This is a genomic window from Clostridium sp. CTA-19, from assembly GCF_054767855.1.
Window position 1 is genome coordinate 48,552 of sequence record NZ_BAAABH010000006.1, and the last position, 18,590, is coordinate 67,141.

Sequence of the window (18,590 nt, forward strand, 5' to 3'; positions counted from 1 at the left end):
ATTAAAGTTTAAAACTATAAAACTTTATATAAATTATAATTAAAGGAGAAAAAATTATGAAAATGAAAATTAAAATAAATGGAATGAGTTGTATGCACTGTGTTAAACATGTAAATGAATGTTTAAGCGGATTAGAAGGAGTAACTTCAGTAGAAGTCAATTTAGAAGGTAAAAGTGCTATAATAGAATGCAATAAAGAAATTGGTGAAAATATAATAAAAAGTGCATTAGATGAATATGGATATGAAGCTGTAAACTTTGAAAGAATTTAATAAATAAAAAGTAAAAGGGTATTTTCTTAAATTTTAAATACCCTTTTACTTTTTAAAAGTTTTTATAAGTAATGAAATTATATAATTTTTGGACTAAATTTTAAAATTGAAGTATAATACATAAAGTTTGATTTATATGTTGATAATATAATTATATATGTTTAAAGAAAGGAATGAGAAAAATTTATACTAAAGAAAAAGAAGATATAGAAATATTATATGATTATGACTATGATACTTTTAACAAGGTAGCAACAAGTGAATATCCTAAATATGAAGAAATTTTAAAATGGTCTTTAGAAAAAAATAATAATTAAGAATAAACCATGGGTTTAAGCATAGAATATATTGCTTTGATACAATCCATGGTTTTATGTTTTAAGTAAATATATATGACAGAAATAATAGATTGAAAAGTTGAAAATTATATTTTATGAAGTTAAGGGATTTTATGTATTACTTAATTTAATATGTATGAGTAAAGATATTTTACAGTCGTCACAGCTTTGTAATAAACATTAGATATTATTAAATTATTAAGATTTTAAGCAAATAAAATACTTTCTAAGTAATAAATTATCTTTATTTTAATTTAGATTAAATATAAATATTTTACTTCATTTATAAATATGGTAAAATTTAATCAAAACTCAAGAAAGGAGATTTTTATGAGCAAAAAATACATAGCACTAATATTATTAATTATAATTGGGGTTACAGTTGTACTTTCTGGATGTACTAAAAAAGAAGAGGACAAAGAGGAAGTTCCGACTGTAGTTAAAAGTGAAAAGGGAGAAAATGGAAAAAATCCAATTGCCAAAATAGAGTTAGAGGATGGTTCTGTTATAAAGGCAGAATTATATCCTGATTTAGCACCAAATACTGTTAGAAATTTTATATCATTAGTTAATTCTAATTTTTATGATGGTTTAATATTTCATAGAGTTATAAAAGGATTTATGATTCAAGGTGGGGATCCACAAGGTGATGGAACTGGTGGCCCAGGATATACTATTAAAGGCGAATTTAAAGAGAATGGATTTGAGCAGAATGTGTTAAAACATGAAAAGGGTGTGTTATCCATGGCAAGAGCACAGGATCCTGATTCAGCTGGTTCTCAATTTTTTATAATGCATGAAGTTGCACCACATTTAGATGATCAATATGCTGCTTTTGGTAAAGTGGTAGAGGGTCTTGAAATTGTGGATAAAATAGCAAATGTAGAGACAGATAAAAATGATAAACCAGTAAAAGAGATTAAAATTAAAAAGGTAACAGTAGATACTTTTGGAGTTCAATACAATGAACCAGAAAAAGTAACTCAATAGAATGAAAAACAGGATTCTAAGTAAAATTAGAAATCCTGTTTTTTATTATATATTTATATATTTATATAAAATATATAAATATATAATAACAAATAATAAACCTGAAATTTATTATTTGGAGGTGTAGTTCATGTTTGAACATAAAAAACAATTACTCCAACTCCACCTTCATTTGAAAATCCAAGAAAATAAAAATATATACGTAAATATTTTTAAAAGAACACTTGTTCAGTGATGAATAAGTGTTATTTTAATTTATAAAAAAGATTCATAGAAAATATTATAATTTCTCTGGAAAAGGAGTATTTTTCAGCAATTGAAAGATGAATGAGATTAAGAATTTTACTTTTGAATAGTTATAGGATTCCAAGTTGACTTTTAAAATTATCCATTCCAAAACTTGGATACCTAAAATAGTGAGACATGCTCCGAATCACTTGAAATTCAACACTGTATCTTGTGTGAAAATATTTTAAAGTTATTGAATAAATTTAAATTGGAGCTTGCTTCCCTATATATTAGGTAAAAGGAGTGATTATTAAATTTATATTTTGTATATTGTATAGTATAAAAATATAATTTGAATTATTAATATTAAAGGAATTCCTAAGGTAAACTTTGCATGTTTAGTTTTGTGTCTAAATGTATACATACTTATAAGAGAACCTAATGCACCACCTAAAATTGCAATGAAGAGTAAAGTATTTTCTTTAATACGCCATTTATGTTTTTTAGCTTTAATTTTATCTATATACATTAATAAGAATCCAAGTATGTTCATGGTAATTAGATAAAATATAAATATATTAGTCATAAAAACCTCCTAAATTATATATATAGGATTCTAACCTAAAATTTTAATTTATATATTATATATAGTACATCATAAAATATCAGAATGAAAAGCTTTTTAGCTTTTTATAAAAATATATTAAAAAAAATAATAGAAATCATAAAAATAATAAATATACTCATTTTCTATTGATTTGAATAATATGTTTATTATAGAAAGGAAAAGGAGCTGTATTTATATTGTATATGGAAGAAAGTTATATGCAACCTAATAACCCTAGTAATGAAGAGAGATATAAAATGTTAAAAAGAGCTTTAGAAGTTTTAAATAGACCAGAGGATTTGGAAAACATTATAGAGATGATGTCGCCTCCAAGAGATATTACAACAATACTTCCAGCAGGAAGTTGTAAAGGAATTAAAGTTGGTATAATAGGTGCAGGTCTTGCTGGTTTATCATCTGCTTTTGAGCTTAGAAAACTAGGATTTGATATTACTATATTTGAAATGCAAGAAAAACGCATAGGTGGTAGAATATATACTCATTATTTTGATAAAGATGAAGGGCTATATGCTGAACTAGGTGCTATGAGAATACCTGTTAGCCATGAGACTACATGGCATTATATAAATACATTTGATTTAAAAACAAGTCCTTTTATTCAATCAGATGAAAATACTTATATATATATAAGGCATAAACGAGCAAAAAATGATTTGTTAGGAAAAGATGTAATGAAAAAAATTTATCCAGAATTTAAGTTGACTCCAAAAGAAAGAGTTACTCCATGGCAAAAACTTATAAGTTATGTATTAACAACACCACTATTAAATATGAGTCCAGAGGTAAGAAAAGAAATTTTAAAAGTACAGCAAGAATATCCTTTAGAAATTGACTACTTAGATAATTTTAGTACAAGAAAAATGATGGAAAAATTGGGGTTAAGTGAAGGTGCTATAGAGTTAATTTCAGGATTAGAGCCCTTTATAGGTATGGCATATTATAATAGTTATTTTGAACCATTACAAGAAGAATATAATGTGGAAAATTTATACAGGTATAAAATAGATGGAGGTTTTGTAAATCTTTCAAATTCATTTTATAAATCATTGATGTCTAAAAAGCCTAGAGAAGTTTTTAATATTAAAGAAAAAAATTTAGGAAAGGTTACTTTAAAGACTGGTAGCACTGTTGTAGCATTATCTAAACATAATAAAGATGATAAAGTAATAGTAGAATATAAGCAACATAATAAATCACAGGAAAGATTTAATCAAACTTTTGATTTTGTTATTTGTAGTATTCCATTTTCAAGTCTTAGAAATGTAGAATTATTCCCTATGTTCAGTAATGAAAAAATGCAGGCTATTAAAGAAGTGAATTATATGTGTGCTCAGAAGGTATTTTTCCTTTGTAATAAAAGATTTTGGGAAGAAGATGGTATATATGGAGGAGCATCAAGTACTGATTTACCTATAGGAAAGGTATGGTATGTAGATCAGAGATATAATAGTAAGATTAATAAGGATGATTGCTATAATAAGAAAAAAAACAAATCTAATGATAAAGGTGTTTTGCTAGCATCTTATATTGTAGGACAAGATGCATTAAGATTGGGTAATTTAGATGAAAAAACAAAAATTGAGTCAGTAAAAAGACAAGTTGAGCAAGTGCATGGGCTTAAAAGAGGGTATCTTGATTCTGTAGTTGAAGATGTGAAAATAATACAATGGGAAAGAGAACAAGGATTTTATGGAGGGTATTGCTATTTTATGCCATCGCAACATAGACTTTTTTCATACCCTATGATAACACCAGAGTATGATAATAGAGTATATTTTGCAGGGGAACACACTTCTGTATTACATGCTTGGTGTCAAGGCGCCTTAAGTAGTGGCATGAAAGCTGCAAATGAAATAGCACAGTACTGCAAATTTATAATGTAAGATTTAATTTTATCTTTTAAAAGGACAGTATGTAGATTAGTTATATATAAATCTATATACTGTCCTTAAAATTTATAATAAAAATTATATAAAAATAGTATTATTTTTATAACAAAACCTACGATAATAATTATTAGGAGATAATTAATGGAAAATGAAATCAAAAATCTTTTGATAATTATTTTCAATTAATGAATATTATGCTAATATATTATGGGGAGGGATTTTTATGAATTTAAAAGGAATGTTTAATTTAAACTCAGTTAAAAAGAAAATAATATTAGGGTTTTTATCTGTAATAATTATAAATTTGATTGTTTTTTTAACAGTTGAATTTGTTAATGGATATAAAGAATTTGAAGAACAATCATTAGATAAAAGCTATGCTTATGCAGAGCATATAGAAAAGGTTATATCACCAATTGGTATAGAAAGTCCAGAAAAAATTCAGCTTAAAATAATTGATCTATTAAAATCACAGTATGAATTAGCTTCTTATATTGGAGTTCTAGATAAAAATTTTAATTATATTGCTAATACAGATGAAAGTAAGATAGGTATTAATTTTAACAATGATAATATAGATAAATTAATTGATGAAAATAAACCAGCAAGCTTTAAGTTGAAGTTTAATGGTAAAAATGAATATTTTTCAGTAGTTCCATTATATAATACAAAAATTAATGGCTTACATAATAAGGATAAATCAGATGTTATAGCATCAGCTAGTGTTAAAGCAAAAGAGGAGGTTATAAGCTCGGCTAGTATTAATTTGGATATACCTGGTTTAGTGGTAGTAAAAATGGATAATAGTAAAATGTTTAGAGGAGTAAAAGAAAGAATTTATATTACAATTTTAATTAGTATAATAGTATTTTTTGTATCAATAGTAATAGCCTTGATAATATCATCTAGTATAACCAAGCCACTACTAAAGATAAGAGATTATTTAAGAAATATGTCAAATGGAGATTTAACAAAGGTAATTGATATAAAATCTAAGGATGAGATATTAGCTTTGGCCAAAGATATTGATGGAACCAATATATCATTGAAAAATATTATATGGAAAATAAGAAATGTATCGGAGAATTTAGAAGGTTATTCAAAAGAAGTGAATATGTCTTCTAAAGAAATAGCAGCTGTAAGTGAAGAAATATCAAGTTCAGTAAATACAATTGCAGAATCCAGTAATGTTCAAAGTGAAAATTTAATAGAAGCCACAGGTAAAATTAAGGAGTTTTCACTTAATTTAAATGGAATAAATAAAAAAATAAATTCAATAGAAAATAATAGTAATGAAATTAAATCATTTGCAGACAGAGGGTCCCAAGGAATAAGTGAAGTAATACTAAGTATAGATGATTTAACTTTTAACTTTAAAGGTTTTATAGATGAAATAACAAATCTTACTAACAATATTAATAATATAAGTTCAATTACCAAAACAATTAATAATGTAGCAAGACAAACTAATTTGCTGTCATTGAATGCATCCATAGAATCAGCTAGATATAGTGGAGAAGGTAGAGGGTTTAAAATAGTTGCAGAGGAAATTAAAAAGCTTGCAGGACAAACTTTAGAGTCATCGGAGAATATAACTCAATTGATTGGAGAAATATCAAAGGCTACTACTTCTGTTGGGAAAAGAGCTAATAATATTTCTATGGAATTTTCAAATCAACATGAAGGAATTTTAAAAAATATAAATATATTTAAAGATATAGTTAATAAAATGAATACTATAATACCTGAAATTAAAGAAATAGCTGCTCTTACTAATAATTCTGTGAAAATGAAAGATGGAATTTTAAATAATATTGAATATGTAACATCCACTTCAGAAGAGCTTGCATCTTCTATGGAAGAAGTATCTCAATCAATTGAGCAACAATCATCGACTATAATTAATTTATCTAATTTAGCAGAAGTGTTAAATTCTATATCTAATGATATGGTTGGCATGATAGAAAAATTTACTCTTGACTAGAACTTAATATTAAAAGTTAACATAAGAATTTTCTTTGTATTTTTATAGAATATAATTAATTTATGGTAAAAAAAGGAAAAAACATCACCTGTGTAGTATTTATATATAGTTAGAGAAACAGGGGGTGTGTATGAATAGAAATAATAAAAAAATTATAATCTCATTACTAATGATATTAATTGCAGTATTTACAGTTGAATTAAAGAATAATGGGTTATCACATTTTATAAAAGAAAAAGAAGATAGTAGTGCAAATGATGTATATAAAAATATATCTATAGCTTCTATAAATAACAAAAAACATAAAATTCTTATTGTAAATAGAGACTATTCATTAGACAAAGATTTTATTCCAAAAGAGCTTGTAAAGCCTAATATAAAATTTTTGAAAGGTTCAAATGAAAATGTAAAATTATTAGATAAGCCAGCGGCTTTAGCATTAGAGAAAATGTTTAGTTATGCTGAAGATGATGGAATATATCTTTTAGGGGTTTCTGGTTACAGAGATTATTACTATCAAAAGCTTCTTTACGATAATGAAGTCAAGTCTGTTGGAAAGAAAGAGGCAGACAGAGCAGTAGCTAAACCTGGTGAAAGTGGACATCAAACAGGATTAGCAATAGATATACTTTCAGAAGAGCATACCACATTAGATGAAGGGTTTCAGTACACTAAATCATATAAATGGATTACAGAAAATAGTTATAAATATGGTTTTATAATTAGGTATCCTAGGGATAAGGAAAATATTACAGGCTATGAGTATGAGCCATGGCATATAAGATATGTAGGAGAAGATGTGGCAAAAGAAATGTTTGATAAGAATATAACATTAGAGGAATATGTAGAAGAAAAAAAGAGCTATTATGAAGCTAATTAAAAGTTCTATATGATCCCATTGTGATAGATAGATAAAATAATAAAACTGTTTATCATAATGGGATTATTTTTATGTGTAATTTGCATAGTAGATGATTTAGGGTAATAAAAAAAAGAACTTAGTAAACAATAATATAAATTATAATTGTACTATTATTAAAATACTGATATAATGGAAAAAATACATATACCAATATATTCAAATATATTGGTATATTGGTGGAAATATGCAAGTTAAATGATATTAAAAAAATATATAGGAGGCTTCAAATGGAAAATGTAAACTTATTAATTGTTTTTATACAAGGGTTATTATCATTTTTTTCACCATGTATATTGCCCATATTACCTATTTATTTAAGTATATTATCCAATAGTAGTGTGCAAAGTTTAAAAAATGGAGAAGATAAATTTATAAAAAGTTCTTTATTTAAAAATACAATATTTTTCACCTTAGGAATATCAACTACATTTTTTATATTAGGTTCATCAGTAAATGCATTAAGTAGTTTTTTTAATACAAATAAAAATATGATAATGTTTATAGGTGGAATTATTATAATTATAATGGGATTATTCTATATGGGGATACTAAATTTTTCTTTATTAAATAAAGAAAAAAGATATAATATGGAAGTAAAAGAAATGAAAGCTATATCTGCATATCTTTTAGGTTTTACCTTTAGTTTTGGATGGACACCTTGTGTTGGACCAATACTAGCTTCTGTATTAATAATAGCCTCAAGTTCTAGTAGCATGCTAAAAGGAAATGTTTTAATAGCTGCATATACTATAGGTTTTATATTACCATTTATAATTACAGCATTATTTTATAATAAATTATTTGAAACACTAGATAAAATAAAACTATACATGGATATTATAAAGAAAATAGGGGGCTTAATTCTTATAGGAGCCGGTATGTTTATGGTGATTAATGGTTTTGGCGGAATAAATAATCAAATAAATAATGTAGAAAACTCTGAAATAGTAAAAGAAAAGAATGAGAATAGTGATAGCCAAGTAGAAAAAGAGAATGTTACAGAAGATAGCAGTAGTGCTATAGATTTTATTTTATATGATCAATATGGAAAAGAACATAAACTTAGCGATTATAAAGGAAAAACTGTTTTCTTAAATTTTTGGGCTACTTGGTGTCCTCCGTGTAAAGGGGAAATGCCTCATATTGAAGAATTATATAATGAATACAATAAAAATAGCGATGAAGTTATAATACTAGGTGTTGCTTCACCTGAAATAGGCTCAGAAGGATCTAAAGAAGATATAATAGAATTTTTAAATAAGGAAGGATATACATTTCCAGTTGTTTTCGATAATAGTGGGAATTTATTATATCAATATGGAATAAATGCTTTTCCATCAACGTTTATAATTGATAAAGATGGTAAAATAGTTCAATATATTCCAGGTGCAATGGATAAAGATACAATGAAGTATCTTATAGATAGCTCGAAAAAATAGATAAATTCTGAAAAGAACTATAGAAAATGTAGTAAAAACAAATAATATTAATAGATGAAATTAAAAAATAAGTTATCTCATTTTTGTTTTGAGATAGCTTATTTTTAGAGCTTTATTTTAAAATTTCTATTGTTAATTTAGGCAAATTCCAGTTAAAATGCAGAGACAATATTCTAAAAGAAAATGTTACAAAAGCAGAAATATATAAGCAATGTATAATTGATATATGCTTATATAGGAACCAAAAGGCAAAAGCACCTAAAATAGAGGCTATAGCATAAAGTTCTTTTTTAAATACTACTGGTATATCCTGTACAAATATATCTCTTAATATACCACCACCTATTCCAGTTATAGACCCCATACAAATTACTAAGAATAAATTAGAAAATTTATTTGAAATGGCTATGTTTGAACCAACAGCAGTAAAAATACCAAGGCCTATAGCATCAAAAATAGCATTGAATTTCTTTAAAATAGCGGTTCTCTTTCTTAAAAAATTTATTCTATGTTTGATATTTTCACTATTATAATCTTTATCAAAAATATCAATTTCATATTCTTGTAAAGCTTTTTTATATGTAAATTTTGATATGAAAGAGTATAAAGAAATAGTTATTATTGATGTTAATATACTTATAAAGCAAAAAAAAGGATTTTTAAAAGCCATAGGTGGAGTAGTTCCAATGATTATATCTCTAAAAATCCCACCACCTACAGCAGTTACTATAGATAGAGTTAGAATGCCGAATAAATCTAGTTTTTTTTGTATTGCAATAAGAGTTCCAGAGATAGCAAAAACAACAGTGCCTATAAACTCAAAAATATTTAATAAAAACATAGTAAAATCTCCTTAAAATAAATAGCATAAATTAAATTATTAAATAAAAAATAATTATAACATTTTTATAAATGCTTGAATTCTAATATTTAATTGACCGATGTCTGCTGTCTCTATTTTTGTATAAGGTAATCTTTCCTCCATCTTTCAAATTTTTAATATTTACAAAAACATTTCTACGAGTTTGAGCAAACTAATCAAAAAAATTAGGTAAATCTTTCATTTAAAATCTCATTACTTAAATAAACTACAAATGGATTATAGTATATAAAGCATATTTATAGTAATATTATTGAAAAATAATATAATAGTATATAAATTTATAAAAAATACAAATAAATATACAGATAAAAAATTGAGACTTAAATTACATGATTATAAAACTAAATTTTAATTTGGTTCACTATTTAAAGTTCTATAAAATATTTGCATTATACTAAGTTAGAATGTAAAATAACAAAGTAAATTAAATAATAAATTAGCAGGTGATTTAATGACAAATAATAAATTTTTACCTATTTGTAAAAAAGATATGGAAGAAAGAGGATGGAAGCAGTTAGATTTTATTTTAGTTACGGGAGATGCATACATAGATCATCATAGCTTCGGAACTGCTATAATTTCAAGGGTTTTAGAGAATTCAGGATATAAAGTTGGGATTATAGCTCAACCGGATTGGAAAAACATAGATGAATTTAAAAAATTAGGACGACCAAGGTTAGGGTTTTTAGTAAATGCAGGTAATATGGATTCTATGGTTAATCATTATACAGTAAATAAAAAGTTAAGAGAAAAAGATTTCTATTCACCAGGCGGTAAGATGGGGTTAAGACCAGATAGGGCTACTATTGTTTATTGCAATAAAATAAGAGAAGCTTATAAAGATGTTCAAATAGTTATTGGTGGTGTAGAAGCTAGTTTAAGAAGATTTGCTCATTATGATTATTGGAGTGACAAAGTAAGAAAATCTATGCTTATAGATAGTGGAGCTGATTTATTAGCGTATGGAATGAGTGAAAAACAAATTGTCGATATTGCAGATAGATTAAACCTTGGAATGGAGGCCAAATACATAAGGGACGTAAATGGAACTTGCTATGTTGTAGACGATTTAGAGGAAGTCTATTCTGATTACATAGAGATTCCTTCTTATAAGGAGGTTTCACAGGATAAAATCCAATATGCCAAAGCATTTAAGGTTCAATACGACGAACAAGACCCAATTAGAGGAAATGTTATAATACAAAGACATGGAAGTAAATATTTAGTACAGAACAAACCAGAAATGCCATTAACAAGAGAGCAACTAGATAAAGTATATAACTTGCCTTATAAAAGAACGTATCATCCTATATATGAAAAGGATGGGGGCATAGACGCTATAGAAGAGGTTCAATTTAGTATTGTTAGTTCAAGAGGATGTTTTGGAAGCTGTTCATTTTGTGCTATAACTTTTCATCAAGGAAGAATTGTACAAAGTAGAAGTGAAGAATCTATAATAAAAGAGGCAGAAGAAATTACAAAACTTAAAAACTTTAAAGGATATATACATGATGTAGGTGGACCTACAGCAAATTTTAGAAAACCTGCCTGTGAAAATCAACTTAAAATAGGTGCATGTAAAAATAAGCAATGCTTATATCCAAGACCATGCAAAAATTTAGATGCAGATCATAGTGAATATTTACAGGTTATACAAAAAGTTAGAGAAATACCTAAAATAAAAAAAGTGTTTATACGTTCAGGATTAAGATATGATTATATAATGGCAGATAAAAATGATATTTTCTTTAATGAACTTGTAGAGCATCATGTTAGTGGTCAATTGAAAGTTGCGCCAGAGCATACTTGTGGTGAAGTTTTAAAATATATGCAAAAACCAGCAGGAAAAACATATAGTGAATTTATGGATAAGTTTTATAAAATAACTAAAAAAGTTGGTAAAAAACAGTATATAGTACCATATTTAATGTCTAGTCACCCAGGAAGCACACTAAAATCAGCTATAGAGCTTGCAGAATATTTAAGAGATATTAAATATCAACCAGAACAAGTGCAAGACTTTTATCCTACACCAGGAACTTTATCAACAACGATGTTTTATACAGGATTAGATCCAAGAACAATGAAAGAAGTCTACGTTCCTAAAAGTAAGGCAGAAAAAGCTATGCAAAGAGCATTACTTCAATTTAGAAACCCTAAAAAATATGATTTAGTATATGAAGCCTTAAATCTTGAAAATAGAACAGATCTTATAGGATTTGAAGAAAAATGTTTAATAAAACCTAAAAATAAAAAACAATCACAATATTATAGTAAAGATAAAAATAATTGTAGTAAAAAAAGTGATAAGAATAAAAATTTTAATAAAGATAATAAAAAAAGTAAAAAAGAGATAGGTGTTATTAAAAATAAAAAAAAGGCTGGAAAGAAAAGAAGACAATGAAAAATGTGAAAAGCTACACTTTATTAAAGTGTAGCTTTTATAATAATTACATTCTTGAAAATTTAGAGTGTAAATAAGAGTCTTTTTTTATAAAGGTATGATTTGCACTTCCAGTATGAAGTTGCCACATATACCAAAATAGGTATGGAATTATAAGTATAAGATTTACTATTCCCCAATACTTCCAAAGGGGTTCATTATACCAAGAGGATGCATCCATAAGTGTTATAAACATTGGGCCGAAGCATGAGCGAAGAATCATATGAGTTGCTAATGTGTAAACTCTTGCCATAATATATAATTCTGGTTTTCTTTTTATAAATGGATATAATTCTGCTGCGAGAAGTATACATATTGAGCTGGCAAAATAATTAGGGCTTTCACCAAAAACAAAACAAAGATTCCAGGTAGTATATAAAAAATTCCATCCAATTGTTGTGTAACAAATTAAATCCCCAACACCTTGTTTATCATATTTCCAATATTTAGGCGCAAATGGAATTGTTACACATAGTAAAAAACCACAACCTGCATTGGCATAATTACCCAGAGCAATATCTTTAAGGGTAGCCTCTAATATATTTAAAAATAATATTCCATAGGTAAACCAAAGAATCCAATTTTTCTGAAAAAATCCCCAAAACTTCCCTTCGCGTTCTTCAAAATTTGAAATTCTACAAAAGCCTACTATTATTGTTGGTAATATAACACTTAAAATTTTTGCCCAACGAAACCATCCTGAAACTCCACCCATAATCCAAAGTGGAAAAGTTAAAAGAGAACAAATCCAAACCATATTAGCTAGTTTGCAATGTTTTCTCATAAGTTCTACTATACATATTAAAACTGCAAAGTACATTGTCATAGACAGTGCATATTTTAAAATAGTAAAATTCATTTAAAAGTCCCCCTTATATCAAATAATATATAAAATACGATATAAGTATAGTATAAAGTCATTTACATATTATGTAAATAAAAATGAGAAACATTTACATGATACTTTATATAATTTTTAATTTGTACATATAATTTCAACATTTTCATTTGTGAAAGAGTGGACTGCATTCCGCACTATATTAAGAGAATCATTATTTTTAAAATATAGGTAAACATATTCAAAGTCATATATAAAAAGCATAAATCTACAATTACTAATTAAAAAATCATCAAAACTTTTAATATCATAAACATCGGATTCTTTTAGATATGCTTTTAAATCTAAATACTTATTTTCATCTATAGAACTAGAAATAAAGTTAAATAGTTCAAAGGTGGTAGGTTTATTTTTTTTAGGTTTATCGATTTTATCGTTTATAATTTCAAACCAAGTATCAATAACCCAAATAAGCCCTTTGCAATCTAAAGTTTCTAGTATATAAATGAGTAATTCATCATACTCTAATGGAATTTTAAATCTTATGCCAATTGGTGTATTTATGTTGATCACTCTCCAATTTTAGATTTTGCAGATAACGTAAAGTAAACTTATAGTTTGCTTATTTACATGAAAAATTCTCACTTGATAAAAAAATGCCATCTTGGAATTTATATATTATATAAATTATCGTAATAAAATTACGAATATTTACATGAAAGAATAAAATGATATAATGTATAAAAATAGTTTTAGTAAACTTCTTAATATTTAGTTAAGAATTAAAAAAAAGTATTTTTTATAGTTAATAATATGGTTTAATTAATTTAAGGGTTATTTAAAATTATAAGTGAAGAGGTGACGTCATATGTGGATGTATTTATTCATATTTGTATGCAAAATAATTGAAGTATCTTTTACTACTGTAAGGACTGTACTTATAACTAGAGGAGAAAAATTATATGCAGCAACAATAGGTTTTTTTGAGGTTATAATTTGGTTGCTAGTAGTTGGAAACGTATTAAATGGAATACAAGAAGATCCTATAAAAATAATTGTATATGCTTTAGGTTATGCCTGTGGTAATTATGTAGGATCTATTATTGAAGATAAATTAGCAATAGGAATGATAACTATGAATGTTATCGTAGCACAAGAGGATGGAGAAAAGCTTATAAATACTTTAAGGGATGCAGAAGTTGGGGTAACCTCAATTGAAGGAGAAGGAAGAAGTAGCAAAAAATTAGTACTTCTAATCCACTTAAAAAGAAAGAGAAAGCTAGAAATTATGAAGCTTATAGAGGAAACAGAAATTAAATCGGTTATTTCCGTAACTGATATAAAAACTGTATACGGTGGTTATGGGATGGTTAGAAAATAATTATAGAAGATAGGAGTATAATTCGTTATACTTCTATTTTTTAATATACATAAGAATATTTTACTTAAAGTATAAAGATTTAAAATTATACAGATTATAAGTACTATAACAATTACAGCTTTATGTTATAATTAAAAGATAGACTTTATTTTTAGGTTAGGAGAAATTATGTTAAGTAAGGATATTTTATTACAAAGATTTAATGAAAACACAAGTGGTAAAAATCATATAAGTGGTGAAAGAATATTTAACAATGATTTAGTATCAAAATTAGATATTGAATCAGATGAACATTTAGTGTGTATAAAAGGTAATGTCATCTCAGAAAAGCTATTTAGTGATTATGATACAAATATAGAGATAGATACAGAAACTAAGTTGGTTATATCAACTTATTGTACTTGTCCAGATTATGAAAAGAAAGAGTTTTCAAATGATAACTATTGCTGTAAACATCTAATAGCTACATTTTATAAATCCCTAGATTCACTTGTAGCTAATCCGTTGCTTTTTAAAAATGATGTAAAATCTAATGTAGTTTTTAAAAAAGAAAATAGTATATTAGATTCACTTTTAGAGGATAGTGATAAAGAAGAATTAAGATTAGATGTGTATATAAATAAAAGAGAATGGGATAATCTTATTACTGCAGAATTTAAAATAGGGTTAAAGGCTAATGGTAATAAGGGATTATATACTTTAAAGGATATAGAACAATTTTTAACAGCTTACTATAATAAAATTGCTATAAGATACGGCAAAAATTTTACTTTAGATATAAAAAATCAAAAGTTGAGTACAAAAGATAAAAGACTTTTAGATTTTATAGAGTTATTAAAAGTTATGGATAACTCAAATTCTTTTAATAGAAAATATAATAAAAATATAGATGGTAAATTTATAAAAATACCAAATCATTTAATAAGAGAGTTTTTTCAACGAGTTAAAAATCATAGAGTTTATTTAAATGAAGGCTTTTTCTACAGAGCAGTAGAAACAGAAATAGTTAATGATTTTCCATCTATGGAGTTTGGATTAAAGGACATTAAAAAAAGTAATGAATATATTTTAAGTTGCATATCAGGTGTACCAACAGTATTAAATGATAAGTGTGATGTTTTTCTTTTTGGAACAATAATATACTTACCAGATTATGAAAATTGTTATAAAATAGAACGTTACTTAAATGTTTTTAATGGAGCTAAGTCGGTGGCTATAAGCAAGGAAGAAGAAGATAGGATACTTAGAAAATTAATACCAGATTTAAATTTAATCTCACAAAAACTAACATTAAGTAAATCTATAAAGGATAAAATTATAATGGAAGATGTAAAATTTAAATTTTACTTTGATATGGAAGGTAAAGATGTAGTTTTAAATTTGAAAGTTCAATATGGAGAATTTGAATTTAATATTTTTCAAGACATTAGTGAAAAAGTTATATATAGAGAGAAGAAAAAGGAACTAAGGGTTATATCAAAATTAAAGTCTTTAGGTTTTGATGAAATTAAAGAAAAATTTTATCTATTATATGGTGATGATTATAAATTTAAATTTTTTAAAGAAGATATATGGCAATTGGAGGATTTTGGAGAAATTTATTATTCTCAAAATTTTAAAGGTATAAAGTCTATAGGTTCTAAAGGTATTAAAGGTCAAATACATTCAGGAAAACACAATTATTTTGAAATAGATTTTAAAGTTGGAGACATTCCGGCGGAAGAAACAATATCTATATTAAGAGCTTTTAAAGAAAATCTTAAATATTATAAACTTAAGAGTGGAGAATTTTTAGATTTGGAAGAATTAGAACTCAAAAAGTTTTTAAATTTATTAGATATTGTATCATATGAAGATAATATAGAAAATAATATTGTGAAAATTAGCAATAGTAAAGCTATGTTCTTAGATAATTATTTAAAAGAAAATAGTATTAGATATGTAAAAGGCAAAAATGAGCTTAAGGAAATTAAAGATAAATTTAAAAATATAGAAAAATTAAGTTTTAAAGAACCGAAAGAATTAAATGCAACTTTAAGACCATATCAAAGAATAGGATATAACTATTTGAAGACATTGGAATATTTGGGGTTTGGAGGTATATTAGCTGATGAAATGGGACTTGGAAAGACTCTTCAGGTCATTACCTATATTCTTTCTAATAAAGGTAAAAAATCTTTAGTGATAGTGCCTACATCTCTAATTTATAACTGGAAAGAAGAATTTTCAAAATTTGCACCATCTATAAAAATAGTAGTGATAAATGGAGATAAGAAGTCAAGAGAAGAAATTATAAAAAAGAAAGAAAATTTTGATGTGATAATAACCACATACAATCTTTTGAAAATAGATTTAGAGTTTTATAAAAAGCAGTCTTTTCATACTGTAATATTAGATGAGGCACAATATATAAAAAATCCTAATTCTCAAAATGCAAAAGCAGTAAAAGATATAAATGGTGATATAAAATTTGCATTATCAGGAACGCCTATTGAAAATTCACTTATGGAACTATGGTCAATATTTGATTTTATTATGCCTACTTATCTTTATGATGAGAATAAATTTTCAGTAAGATATCATAAAAGACTAAAAGAGGGACCAGAAGTTTTAGAAGAATTAAATAAACTTATAGCACCTTTTATACTAAGAAGAAAGAAAAAAGATGTTGTAAAAGAACTGCCTAATAAACTTGAAAAGAAACTGTTGGTGTCTTTAAATGATAAACAAAAGAGTGTATATAAAACTTATGCTAATCATGCAGTAGAATTAATAGAAAATAAGGTTAAAAATGATGAGTTTAGAAGCAGTAAAATAGAAATTTTAGCTTACATAACAAAGCTTAGACAAATATGTCTGGATCCATCGTTAGTATCTAAAGATTATACATATGGAAGCGGGAAAATAGAGGCTTTAGTAGAATTGCTACAGCAAAGTATAGAGGGTGGACACAAGGTTTTAGTATTTTCTCAGTTTACATCAGCACTGAAGAACATACAAAAGAGACTAGAAACGGAAGATATGTCTTTTAGTTACTTAGATGGCAGTGTAAAAGCTGAAAAACGAATGGAGATGGTTGGAGATTTCAATAATGGAGATAACTCTATATTTTTAATAAGTCTAAAAGCTGGTGGTACAGGACTTAACCTTACATCTGCAGATATAGTAATTCATTTTGATCCTTGGTGGAACCCAGCAGTTGAAGATCAAGCAACGGATAGAGCACATAGAATAGGTCAAAAAAATGTTGTTCAAGTAATAAAGTTAATAGCTGAGGGAACTATTGAGGAAAAAATTGTACAGCTTCAAGATGAAAAAAGAAAGTTAATTTCACAAATAATGGACAATGAAAATGAAAAAGGAAATGATTTATTGTCGTTAAGTGAAGAAGAATTGTTGTCATTATTTGAGTTGAATTAGTTTATGAAATATATATTAGTGATGATATTTAAGTATTTTATATAAATACTTAAATATCATCATTTTTTTATTATATAAAAAATGTTTTTGCTTTTAAAAAGCTATTATGGTAGATTTATGGAGCAAAATAGATATTTCCAGTAGAATACCAATACAAATGCTCCCAACCATGTTTTTAGACAGGTGGACAAGATTGAAAAAAAAACTATTCATGATATCATTTACATTGTTTGAGTAAACTTGTTACAAATAAGTAATAAGTTTTTATTATTATGCAAAAAAGTATTTAAGAAGGGCTAAACAAGGCTAATGAAAAGTTAGTCATTTTATAATAAGTTACTTTGGAGGGTTAAAAATGAAAAATAATGATTTAGAGCTACGTCAAGAAGTTTTTAAATCGGATGCTATAAAAATTTTACAATGGATGGAGGATGAAGAGATTACTAGATATTTGAACGAAAGTCCTAATGTATGTAGCAGTATAAGGAATACGCTGAATTCAATTAATTTACCTGTTTTAACGCATCTGTTTAATCAAAATGGAAGTTTCTATATGATTACAAAGAAAGACGAATCAATAGGTTTTTTAAAGCTTATACCAAAAGGAAAAGCAGTAGAGATAGTTATTGTAATAGGTGATAAGGAAAAATGGGGAATGGGATTAGGTAGTAATGCTATTTTTCAAGGATTGAAGGAAGCATTTTTTTACTGGAGAGTAGATGAAGTAATTGCAAAAATTAATTTTGAAAATGAACGCTCAAAAAGAGTTTTCAAAAAAGTTGGGTTTGATGTTGATAGAGAACTTAAAAAAGAAATTCAGTATAATATGACTATGAACAAATTTTTAAAAATAGCTGCATAAATGAATTTGATTTAGAAGCAATATACTGAATATTGAAAAAATAATTACCAATACAATAAAAATAAAATATAGA

General features: G+C 25.9%; 16 protein-coding genes. 12 read left to right on the forward strand and 4 right to left on the reverse strand.

What is annotated here, in order from left to right:
- The first annotated feature begins 56 nt into the window (after positions 1 to 56).
- From ACYUE0_RS04960 to ACYUE0_RS04970, 3 genes are all read left to right on the forward strand, one after another.
- Positions 57 to 272 carry a heavy-metal-associated domain-containing protein gene (locus ACYUE0_RS04960; RefSeq protein WP_460269706.1) on the forward strand — a complete coding sequence of 72 codons (216 nt, stop codon included), beginning with the start codon at positions 57 to 59 and terminating at the stop codon, positions 270 to 272.
- 173 nt (positions 273 to 445) lie between these two features.
- Positions 446 to 589, forward strand: a complete 144-nt coding sequence (locus ACYUE0_RS04965; protein WP_157450857.1) for a hypothetical protein — start codon at positions 446 to 448, stop codon at positions 587 to 589.
- Positions 590 to 940: 351 nt separating this feature from the next.
- Positions 941 to 1,600 carry a peptidylprolyl isomerase gene (locus ACYUE0_RS04970; RefSeq protein ID WP_460269707.1) on the forward strand — a complete coding sequence of 220 codons (660 nt, stop codon included), beginning with the start codon at positions 941 to 943 and terminating at the stop codon, positions 1,598 to 1,600.
- Positions 1,601 to 2,144: 544 nt separating this feature from the next.
- Here ACYUE0_RS04970 and ACYUE0_RS04975 read toward each other — a convergent pair.
- A complete protein-coding gene (locus ACYUE0_RS04975) occupies positions 2,145 to 2,414 on the reverse strand; it encodes a DUF1294 domain-containing protein (RefSeq protein ID WP_061995163.1) in 270 nt (89 codons plus the stop codon).
- Positions 2,415 to 2,653: 239 nt separating this feature from the next.
- On the opposite strand from ACYUE0_RS04975, the gene ACYUE0_RS04980 reads away from it, so the two are divergent.
- From ACYUE0_RS04980 to ACYUE0_RS04995, 4 genes are all read left to right on the forward strand, one after another.
- A complete protein-coding gene (locus ACYUE0_RS04980) occupies positions 2,654 to 4,339 on the forward strand; it encodes a flavin monoamine oxidase family protein (protein ID WP_460269709.1) in 1,686 nt (561 codons plus the stop codon).
- A gap of 229 nt (positions 4,340 to 4,568) precedes the next feature.
- Positions 4,569 to 6,329: a methyl-accepting chemotaxis protein gene (locus ACYUE0_RS04985; RefSeq protein WP_460269710.1), complete on the forward strand. Its 1,761-nt coding sequence runs from the start codon at positions 4,569 to 4,571 to the stop codon at positions 6,327 to 6,329.
- A 130-nt stretch (positions 6,330 to 6,459) separates the two neighbouring features.
- Entirely contained in the window at positions 6,460 to 7,209 is a 750-nt protein-coding gene (locus ACYUE0_RS04990) for a M15 family metallopeptidase (RefSeq protein ID WP_460269711.1), read from the forward strand.
- A 269-nt stretch (positions 7,210 to 7,478) separates the two neighbouring features.
- Positions 7,479 to 8,690, forward strand: a complete 1,212-nt coding sequence (locus ACYUE0_RS04995) for a redoxin family protein (RefSeq protein ID WP_460269713.1) — start codon at positions 7,479 to 7,481, stop codon at positions 8,688 to 8,690.
- A 112-nt stretch (positions 8,691 to 8,802) separates the two neighbouring features.
- Here ACYUE0_RS04995 and ACYUE0_RS05000 read toward each other — a convergent pair whose 3' ends face one another.
- Positions 8,803 to 9,531 carry a trimeric intracellular cation channel family protein gene (locus tag ACYUE0_RS05000; RefSeq protein WP_460269714.1) on the reverse strand — a complete coding sequence of 243 codons (729 nt, stop codon included), beginning with the start codon at positions 9,529 to 9,531 and terminating at the stop codon, positions 8,803 to 8,805.
- 151 nt (positions 9,532 to 9,682) lie between these two features.
- Here ACYUE0_RS05000 and ACYUE0_RS05005 point away from each other — a divergent pair, with 151 nt between their 5' ends.
- Together ACYUE0_RS05005 and ACYUE0_RS05010 are read left to right on the forward strand one after the other, a co-directional pair.
- Positions 9,683 to 9,745 (forward strand): hypothetical protein, encoded by a 63-nt coding sequence (locus ACYUE0_RS05005; protein WP_460269774.1) that lies wholly within the window; start codon positions 9,683 to 9,685, stop codon positions 9,743 to 9,745.
- A 279-nt stretch (positions 9,746 to 10,024) separates the two neighbouring features.
- Entirely contained in the window at positions 10,025 to 11,977 is a 1,953-nt protein-coding gene (locus ACYUE0_RS05010) for a YgiQ family radical SAM protein (protein ID WP_460269715.1), read from the forward strand.
- Positions 11,978 to 12,023: 46 nt separating this feature from the next.
- Here ACYUE0_RS05010 and ACYUE0_RS05015 read toward each other — a convergent pair whose 3' ends face one another.
- Both ACYUE0_RS05015 and ACYUE0_RS05020 read right to left on the reverse strand, forming a co-directional pair.
- Positions 12,024 to 12,875: a hypothetical protein gene (locus ACYUE0_RS05015; RefSeq protein ID WP_460269716.1), complete on the reverse strand. Its 852-nt coding sequence runs from the start codon at positions 12,873 to 12,875 to the stop codon at positions 12,024 to 12,026.
- Positions 12,876 to 12,992: 117 nt separating this feature from the next.
- Complete coding sequence (locus ACYUE0_RS05020) at positions 12,993 to 13,427, reverse strand: DUF2691 family protein (RefSeq protein ID WP_460269717.1); 435 nt, start codon at positions 13,425 to 13,427, stop codon at positions 12,993 to 12,995.
- Positions 13,428 to 13,722: 295 nt separating this feature from the next.
- Here ACYUE0_RS05020 and ACYUE0_RS05025 point away from each other — a divergent pair, with 295 nt between their 5' ends.
- From ACYUE0_RS05025 to ACYUE0_RS05035, 3 genes are all read left to right on the forward strand, one after another.
- Positions 13,723 to 14,235, forward strand: coding sequence for a DUF2179 domain-containing protein (locus ACYUE0_RS05025; protein ID WP_061995171.1), 513 nt, complete (start codon positions 13,723 to 13,725; stop codon positions 14,233 to 14,235).
- 168 nt (positions 14,236 to 14,403) lie between these two features.
- Positions 14,404 to 17,655 carry a DEAD/DEAH box helicase gene (locus tag ACYUE0_RS05030; protein ID WP_460269718.1) on the forward strand — a complete coding sequence of 1,084 codons (3,252 nt, stop codon included), beginning with the start codon at positions 14,404 to 14,406 and terminating at the stop codon, positions 17,653 to 17,655.
- 355 nt (positions 17,656 to 18,010) lie between these two features.
- Positions 18,011 to 18,517, forward strand: coding sequence for a GNAT family N-acetyltransferase (locus tag ACYUE0_RS05035; protein WP_061995173.1), 507 nt, complete (start codon positions 18,011 to 18,013; stop codon positions 18,515 to 18,517).
- Positions 18,518 to 18,590: the final 73 nt, after the last annotated feature.

Excerpts from the sequence above, each read along its gene's own strand:
- ACYUE0_RS04960 (WP_460269706.1), top strand. The coding sequence starts at position 57 with ATGAAAATGAAAATTAAAATAAATGGAATGAGTTGTATGCACTGTGTT.
- ACYUE0_RS04965 (WP_157450857.1), top strand. The coding sequence starts at position 446 with ATGAGAAAAATTTATACTAAAGAAAAAGAAGATATAGAAATATTATAT.
- ACYUE0_RS04970 (WP_460269707.1), top strand. The coding sequence starts at position 941 with ATGAGCAAAAAATACATAGCACTAATATTATTAATTATAATTGGGGTT.
- ACYUE0_RS04975 (WP_061995163.1), bottom strand. The coding sequence starts at position 2,414 with ATGACTAATATATTTATATTTTATCTAATTACCATGAACATACTTGGA.
- ACYUE0_RS04980 (WP_460269709.1), top strand. The coding sequence starts at position 2,654 with ATGCAACCTAATAACCCTAGTAATGAAGAGAGATATAAAATGTTAAAA.
- ACYUE0_RS04985 (WP_460269710.1), top strand. The coding sequence starts at position 4,569 with ATGAATTTAAAAGGAATGTTTAATTTAAACTCAGTTAAAAAGAAAATA.
- ACYUE0_RS04990 (WP_460269711.1), top strand. The coding sequence starts at position 6,460 with ATGAATAGAAATAATAAAAAAATTATAATCTCATTACTAATGATATTA.
- ACYUE0_RS04995 (WP_460269713.1), top strand. The coding sequence starts at position 7,479 with ATGGAAAATGTAAACTTATTAATTGTTTTTATACAAGGGTTATTATCA.
- ACYUE0_RS05000 (WP_460269714.1), bottom strand. The coding sequence starts at position 9,531 with ATGTTTTTATTAAATATTTTTGAGTTTATAGGCACTGTTGTTTTTGCT.
- ACYUE0_RS05010 (WP_460269715.1), top strand. The coding sequence starts at position 10,025 with ATGACAAATAATAAATTTTTACCTATTTGTAAAAAAGATATGGAAGAA.
- ACYUE0_RS05015 (WP_460269716.1), bottom strand. The coding sequence starts at position 12,875 with ATGAATTTTACTATTTTAAAATATGCACTGTCTATGACAATGTACTTT.
- ACYUE0_RS05025 (WP_061995171.1), top strand. The coding sequence starts at position 13,723 with ATGTGGATGTATTTATTCATATTTGTATGCAAAATAATTGAAGTATCT.
- ACYUE0_RS05030 (WP_460269718.1), top strand. The coding sequence starts at position 14,404 with ATGTTAAGTAAGGATATTTTATTACAAAGATTTAATGAAAACACAAGT.
- ACYUE0_RS05035 (WP_061995173.1), top strand. The coding sequence starts at position 18,011 with ATGAAAAATAATGATTTAGAGCTACGTCAAGAAGTTTTTAAATCGGAT.